Here is an 8,538-nt window from a genome sequence, read left to right as displayed (position 1 = left end):
GTGCTACACATACGTACACAACTGCCGGAACCTATACCGTTTCTATTATTGGTACTTTCCCTAGAATCTATTTCAACTTTGAGGGAGATCGCAACAAAATTAAAGAAATAACACAATGGGGACCAAATCCTTGGTCAACAATGGAAAATGCGTTTGCAGGCTGTGAAAACTTAGAGGTAACGGCAACCGATGCACCCAGTTTATCATATGTAACTTCAACTAGCGGCATGTTTGCAGGTTGTACAAACATAGCTGGAAATTCGGTATTCAATACCTGGGATGTGGCTACTATTGATAATATGAGTAACATGTTTGCAGATTGTACGATCTTCAATACAGATCTAAACAATTGGAATGTAGCCAATGTTACTACAATGAATAGTATGTTTACAAATGCTACTACTTTCAATGGAAATATTAGTACATGGAACACACCACAACTGAAAGACATGTCAAAAATGTTTGATAACGCTGAAGATTTTACAGGTGTTGGCGGACTCAACAATTGGGACGTTTCTAATGTAGAATTCATGTCCAATACGTTTAGAAGAGCAGATAATTTTAATCAAGACCTTGATACTTGGAATGTCTCTAATGTGACCATGATGGACGGGGCATTTTCAGGCACATTATTTAATGGTAATATCAGTACTTGGAATGTGTCTAGTGTAACCAATATGGATGCCATGTTTTATCTTGCAGAAGGATTTAATCAAGACATTGGAAATTGGGATGTTTCAAGTTTAGAAGTTGCTAATTATATGTTTTTTGAAGCGCCGCTTTTCAATCAAAACATTGGAAACTGGGATATTTCTAGCCTAAATTCAGCAGCTGAAATGTTTTCGGATGCAGGACTATCTACAGAAAACTATGATGCAACATTAATAGGCTGGACTACTTTAGATGCTGGAGAAACACAAATACCAACAAATCTCACTTTTGATGGTGGAAATAGTCAATTTTGTGAGTCTGTACTTGAACGCTTTGAATTAATTAGCACCTATAATTGGACCATTACTGATAGTGGAAGAACTACAGACTGTATCAATAGTGATAGTTTTATTACGGTTTGGGAAACCACAACAGCCAATGAAAGTATCACGATGCCTATTTTTGGAGATGAAGGATCTAATTTTATTATACATTGGGGTGATGGAACAACAGAAGGTCCTTTCACTGATGATCCTACACATACATACACTACTGCCGGAACTTATACCGTTTCTATTATTGGTTATTTCCCTAGAATCTTTTTTATCAATGAAGGAGATAAGGCTAAAATTAAAGAAGTATCACAATGGGGTACAATCCAATGGTCAACTATGGAAAATGCGTTTGCTGGCTGTGAAAATTTAGTTGTAACAGCTACAGATGCACCTGATTTATCATATGTAACTTCAACTAGTGCCATGTTTGCAAACTGTACTAATCTAACTGGAAATACGGCATTCAATACCTGGGATGTATCTACAATTGAAGATATGAACCACATGTTTGCAGGTTGTTTCATTTTTGATACAGATATAAGCAACTGGAATGTGTCTAATGTCACAGATATGAATAATATGTTTGTCTCAGCACTCGATTTTAATCAAGACATCAGTTCCTGGAATGTAGGCAGTGTAACTAACATGCAGGATGTATTCTTTACCGCTTTAAGTTTCGATCAGGATTTAAGTTCTTGGAATGTAAGCAGTGTAACCAACATGTCAGGAATGTTCAGGAATTCATCTTTTAATAATGATATTTCATCTTGGGATGTAAGCGGTGTAGACAACATGTCAAATATGTTTAGGAATACACCATTTAATCAAGATGTAGGTGCTTGGGATATTTCTTCCGTGACGAATATGACAGGTATGTTTAATGGCGTAACCTTGTCTACTACCAATTATGACAATACATTAATTGGCTGGGCTACATTAGATACAGATGCAGGAGAAACACAAATACCAACAGGTATTTCATTTGGCGGAGGAAACAGTCAATATTGTGAATCTGAATTTGAACGCTTTGAACTAATGGATGCCTATACTTGGACTATTACTGATGGTGAGCAAGCTGCAGATTGTATCAATAATGTTAATGATAGTGATTATTTTATTACGGTTTGGGAAACCACTACAGACAATGAAAGTATCACCATACCAACTACAGGTGCAGGATATAGCTATCGTGTAGATTGGGGAGATGGAACAGAAGGTCTATTTACAGCTGACGCTACACATACCTATACAACTGCAGGAACCCATACGGTTTCTATAATTGGTAATTTCCCTAGAATCTTTTTCAACAATGAAGGAGATAATGCTGCTAAAATTCTAGAAGTATCGCAATGGGGTATAAACCCTTGGGAGAATATGGAACTTGCTTTTGCAAGCTGTGTAAATTTAGATGTTACCGCTACAGATGCACCCAATTTATCGAATGTAACTTCTACGATATCAATGTTCAGTAATTGTCCTAGTTTGTTAGGGAATACTATTAATACTTGGAATGTTTCTACTATTGAAAATATGACACAGATGTTTGCAGGTTGTAATACTTTTAATACAGACCTAGACAATTGGAATGTTTCTAATGTTACAACTATGTATGCGATGTTTATACAAGCACACGCTTTTAACGGAGATATCAGTACTTGGAATGTTTCTAGTGTGACCAACATGGCTGGAATGTTTTTTAATGCACATGCTTTTAACCAAGATATTGGAAATTGGGATGTCAGTGATTTAGAGATTGCTAATTTTATGTTTGCTGAAGCGGAAGCATTTAATCAAGATTTAGGAGATTGGGATATTTCTAGCATGACAGCAGCAGTTCAAATGTTTAGGAATGTCGATCCATTAATAGAAAACTTATCAACAGAAAATTATGATGCAACTTTAATAGGCTGGGCAACATTAGATACAGATGCAGGAGAAACCCAAATACCAACAGGTATTTCATTTGGTGGAGGAAACAGTCAATATTGCGCATCAGATCTTAAACGCTTTGAGTTAATAGACACCTATGGTTGGAACATTACCGATGACGGAAAAGTCACAGACTGTATCAATAGCGATAGTTTTATTACGGTTTGGGAAACCACTACAACCAATGAAAGTATCACCATACCAACCCATCCAGATCCAGAATATAATTATATAGTAAACTGGGGAGATGGAACAGAAGGTCTTTTTACAGCAGACGCTACACATACCTATGCAGATGCAGGAACTTATTCAGTTTCTATAATTGGTAATTTCCCTAGAATCTTTTTCAACAATGAAGGAGATAAAGATAAAATTCAAAAGGTATCACAATGGGGTATAAACCCATGGGCAAGTATGGATTATGCGTTTTATGGCTGTGCAAATTTAGATGTTACTGCTACAGATGCACCAAATTTATCGAATGTAACTTCTACTTACGGAATGTTCGCTGGTTGTTCTAGTTTATTAGGGAACCAATACTTTAATACTTGGGACGTTTCTACTATTGAAGATATGACAATTATGTTTGCAAGTTGTACTGTTTTTAATACAGACCTAGATAATTGGAATGTTTCTAAAGTTGAAAATATGGCTGGAATGTTTAGAATTACGGAAGCTTTTAACGGAGACATCACTACTTGGAATGTTTCTAGCGTTACTATTATGGCAGGAATGTTTGTGAATGCGGAAGCTTTTAATCAAGATATTGGAAATTGGGATGTCAGTAATCTAGAAAATAGTAATTTTATGTTTATTAATGCCTTAGCATTTAATCAAGATTTAGGTGCTTGGGATATATCTTCATTAGCGAATGCGTCAGCTATGTTTAATAACGTAACCTTGTCCACTACCAATTATGACAATACCTTAATAGGTTGGGCTACATTAGATACAGATGCAGGAGAAACCCAAATACCAACAAATCTCACTTTTGATGGAGGAAACAGTCAATATTGCGCATCAGATCTTAAACGCTTTGAGTTAATAGACACCTATGGTTGGAACATTATAGATGCCGGAAAAGTCATAGACTGTATCAATAGCGATAGTTTTATTACGGTTTGGGAAACCACTACAACCAATGAAAGTATCACCATACCAACCCATCCAGATCCAGAATATAATTATATAGTAAACTGGGGAGATGGAACAGAAGGTCTTTTTACAGCAGACGCTACACATACCTATGCAGATGCAGGAACTTATTCAGTTTCTATAATTGGTAATTTCCCTAGAATAACGTTTAACAATGTAGGTGACGCTGCTAAAATTCTAGAAGTATCGCAATGGGGATCAAACCCTTGGACGAGTATGGACGGCGCTTTTGCTGGCTGTGTAAATTTAGATGTTACCGCTACAGATACACCAAATTTATCCAATGCAACTTCTACTAACACTATGTTTTTTGATTGTACTAGTTTAGTAGGGAACGAGCACTTTAATACTTGGAATGTTTCTACAATTGAAGATATGAGTTTCATGTTTTTTAATGCAGATATATTTAATCAAGATATTTCTAGCTGGAATGTTTCTAATGCTACCAGTTTATACGGTATGTTTTATTGGGCAGATACGTTTAATCAAGATATAGGGAATTGGGACATCAGTAAGGTAGAATATATTGATTTCATGTTTTTTGAAGCACCTGCGTTTGATCAAAACCTAGGAAATTGGGATATTTCAAGTTTAGGAATTTTACCAGGAACAGGAGCAGAATATATGTTTACAGGAGCAGGACTATCAACAGAAAACTATGATGCAACCTTACTAGGCTGGGCTACGTTAGATGCTGGAGAAACCCAAATACCAATGGATATTATCTTTGACGGTGGAAACAGTCAATATTGTGAATCTGAGCTTGAACGTTTTCAATTAATTGGCACATATGGCTGGACTATTACAGATGGTGGAATAGCTACAGATTGCATCAACACTAATAATAACTTTATCACCCTTTGGGAAACCACTTCAGCCAATGAAAGTATTACAATTCCAACTACAGGTTCAGGATACCATTATGTAGTAGATTGGGGCGATGGTAACATTGAAGGTGGCTTTACAGGAGATGCAACACATATTTATGCTACAGCAGGTGAATATGAGGTTAGAATTTTAGGTAATTTCCCTAGAATCTTTTTCAACAATGAAGGAGATAAGGATAAAATTCAAAAGGTATCACAATGGGGAACAAACCCATGGGCAAGTATGGATTATGCGTTTTATGGCTGTGCAAATTTAGATGTTACTGCTACAGATGCACCTGATTTATCGAATGCAACTTCTACGATATCAATGTTCCATAGTTGTTCTAGTTTAGAGGGGAACGAATACTTTAATGATTGGAATGTTTCTACTATTGAAAACATGAGGTTTATGTTTAGTGTGTGTACTGATTTTAATACAGACCTAGACAATTGGAATGTAAGTAGTGTAACTGACATGTCAGGAATGTTTTTTGATGCGTATGCTTTTAATCAAGATATAGGAAATTGGGATGTCAGTAATGTAGAAAGTATTAATTTTATGTTTATTAATGCCTTAGCTTTTAATCAAGATTTAGGTGCTTGGGATATATCTTCAGTAGTGAATGCGTTATCTATGTTTAATGGCGCAACCTTGTCTACTGCCAATTACGACAATACATTAATAGGCTGGGCAACATTAGATACTGATGCAGGAGAAACCCAAATACCAACACCTATTAACTTTGACGGAGGAAACAGTCAATATTGCGCATCAGATCTTAAACGCTTTGAATTAATTGACACCTATGATTGGAACATTACAGATAACGGAAAAGTCACAGACTGTATCAATAGCGATAGTTTTATTACGGTTTGGGAAACCACTACAACCAATGAAAGTATCACCATACCAACTGATACAAATACAGAATATAACTATATAGTAAATTGGGGCGATGGAACAGAAGGTCTTTTTACAGCAGACGCTACACATACCTATGCCGCTGCAGGAACTTATTCAGTTTCTATAATTGGTAATTTCCCTAGAATCTTTTTCAACTTTGCGGGCGATGGCGACAAAATTCAAGAAGTTACACAATGGGGACCAAATCCTTGGACAAGTATGGAATATGCGTTTGCAGGTTGTAACAACCTAAATATTACTGCAACCGATACACCAAACTTAGCAAATGTAACTTCTACCAATTCCATGTTTTATAACTGTAGTAATCTAACTGGAAATACAGTATTCAATACTTGGGATGTTGCTACTATCGAAAATATGGGGCAAATGTTTACGGGATGTATCAACTTTAATACAGATTTAAATAACTGGAATGTAGCCAATGTCACAAATATGACAGCTATGTTTAGTAATGTGAATTTTTTTAATGGAGACATTAGTACTTGGAATACTGCACAAGTGACCAACATGAATGCGATGTTTAACAGGGCTACCAATTTCAACGGAAACATCAGTACATGGAATACAGCTCAAGTAAAAAATATGGATAGTATGTTTCATGAAGCATACGTTTTTAATGGAGATCTTAGCGCTTGGAATGTAGCCAATGTAGAAACAATGTATAGCATGTTTTATGGAGCTACTGCTTTCAATGGAAATATTAGCACTTGGAATGTAGCCAATGTAATACATATGGACTATATGTTTTACCTAGCTCAAAATTTTAACCAAAATATTGGAAATTGGGATGTCAGCAATGTAGAAGTAATGGATGGTATGTTTTCTGAAGCTCAAAATTTTGATCAAGATCTAGGAACTTGGGATATTTCTAGTTTGATATCAGCTAAGGATATGTTTCATAATATAGGGCTCTCAGTTGAAAATTACGATAACTTATTCTTAGGATGGGCAACTTTAGATGCTGGAGAAACACAAATACCTACAAATGTTATTTTTGATGGTGGAAACAGTACCTATTGTGTCTCTGAAACAAAAAGACAAGAATTAATTGACCTTGGATGGACGATTACCGATGGTGGAATAAATGCTAATTGTAGTGATCGATTTATTACTACTTGGGAAACGACAACCGCTAATGAAACCATTACGATACCTACATTCGTTGGAGCAACATACAACTATACTGTAGTTTGGGGAGATGGTACTATAGATACTGGTGTAACCGCAAATACAACACATACCTACGCTACTGCTGGAACCTATACGGTTTCAATTGCAGGGAACTTCCCAAGAATCTATTTCAATAGCGGAGGTGACGCATCAAAAATACAAACCATTCAACAATGGGGAACTACTGCTTGGACGTCTATGGAAAATGCGTTCGCAGGTTGTGAAAACCTAGAAATAACGGCAATAGACACACCTGATTTATCAAATGTTGCAGATATGACAAGCATGTTTGAAGGAGCTGCATTACTTAATAATTCATTAAACAACTGGGATGTCTCTAATGTGAACACAATGGATCGTATGTTTTATGGAGCTACTTCGTTTGATCAAAACTTAAGTGATTGGGATATCTCTGCTATCACTTCTATGGAAGACATGTTTACCAATGCAATGCTAGCGACAGCTAATTATGACAATACACTCATAGGTTGGGCTACGCTAGAAACTGGAGAAACACAAATACCAACAGGAGTAACATTTAGCGGAGGCGATAGCATGTATTGTGCAAGTGATTATGAACGTCAAACACTAATTTCTAGCTATAATTGGACAATCACTGATGCAGGACAAACATCTGATTGTAACAATAGAAGATTCATTACTACATGGAAAACAGGTACCACAAATGAACGTGTAACCATCCCAACAACAGGTTCAGGATACAACTATTTAGTAGATTGGGGAGATGGAAATGTAGATATAGGCATTACTGGAAACGCAATACATAACTATGCTACTGCTGGAACCTATACTGTTTCAATTACTGGAAACTTTCCAAGAATTTATTTTAACACCAGTTTTAACTCACAAATACAAACCATTAATCAATGGGGAGATAATCGATGGGATTCTATGTTTAGAGCATTCAGTACATGCGGCAATTTAGACGTAGTCGCTACAGATGTTCCAAACTTATCCAATGTAGGACACATGGGAAGAATGTTTTTTGGATGTTCTAGTCTAATAGGGAATGAATATTTTAACGACTGGAATGTAAGTAATGTGAATAACTTTGGGGATACCTTTAAAGGAGCATCAAGCTTTAACCAACCCTTAAACAATTGGGATGTTTCTAATGCTATAAAATTTACAGGAATGTTCTCTGGTGCTACTAGTTTTGATCAATCGTTAGCAGATTGGGATATTTCAAGTGTATTAGACTCAGGCGTTGCAAATGCGGTGGGTATGTTTACAGGAGTAACACTATCTACAGAAAACTATGATGCAACATTAATTGGTTGGGCTACGTTAGATGCTGGAGAAACACGAATTCCAACACCTGTTCGATTTGATGGTGGAAACAGCACGTATTGTTTATCTGAAACAGAAAGACAAGAATTAATAGACCTTGGGTGGACCATTACCGATGGTGGACTAGATGCTGCTTGTGGAGATGTCATGTTAGCTGCGAAAGTATGCTTGCAAGGTGCTGCTTTAAATCCAA

At 36.3% G+C, this 8,538-nt stretch carries 1 protein-coding gene; it reads left to right on the top strand.

From position 1 onward, the window contains the following. Positions 1–8,538: BspA family leucine-rich repeat surface protein (locus ACUUYC_RS25380; protein WP_474270640.1), on the top strand; the 8,538-nt coding region annotated here is incomplete at both ends.

Source organism: Kordia sp. E, assembly GCF_056033805.1.
Note: the sequence above shows the minus strand (reverse complement) of the source record. Positions and strands in the feature narration are given on the sequence as shown.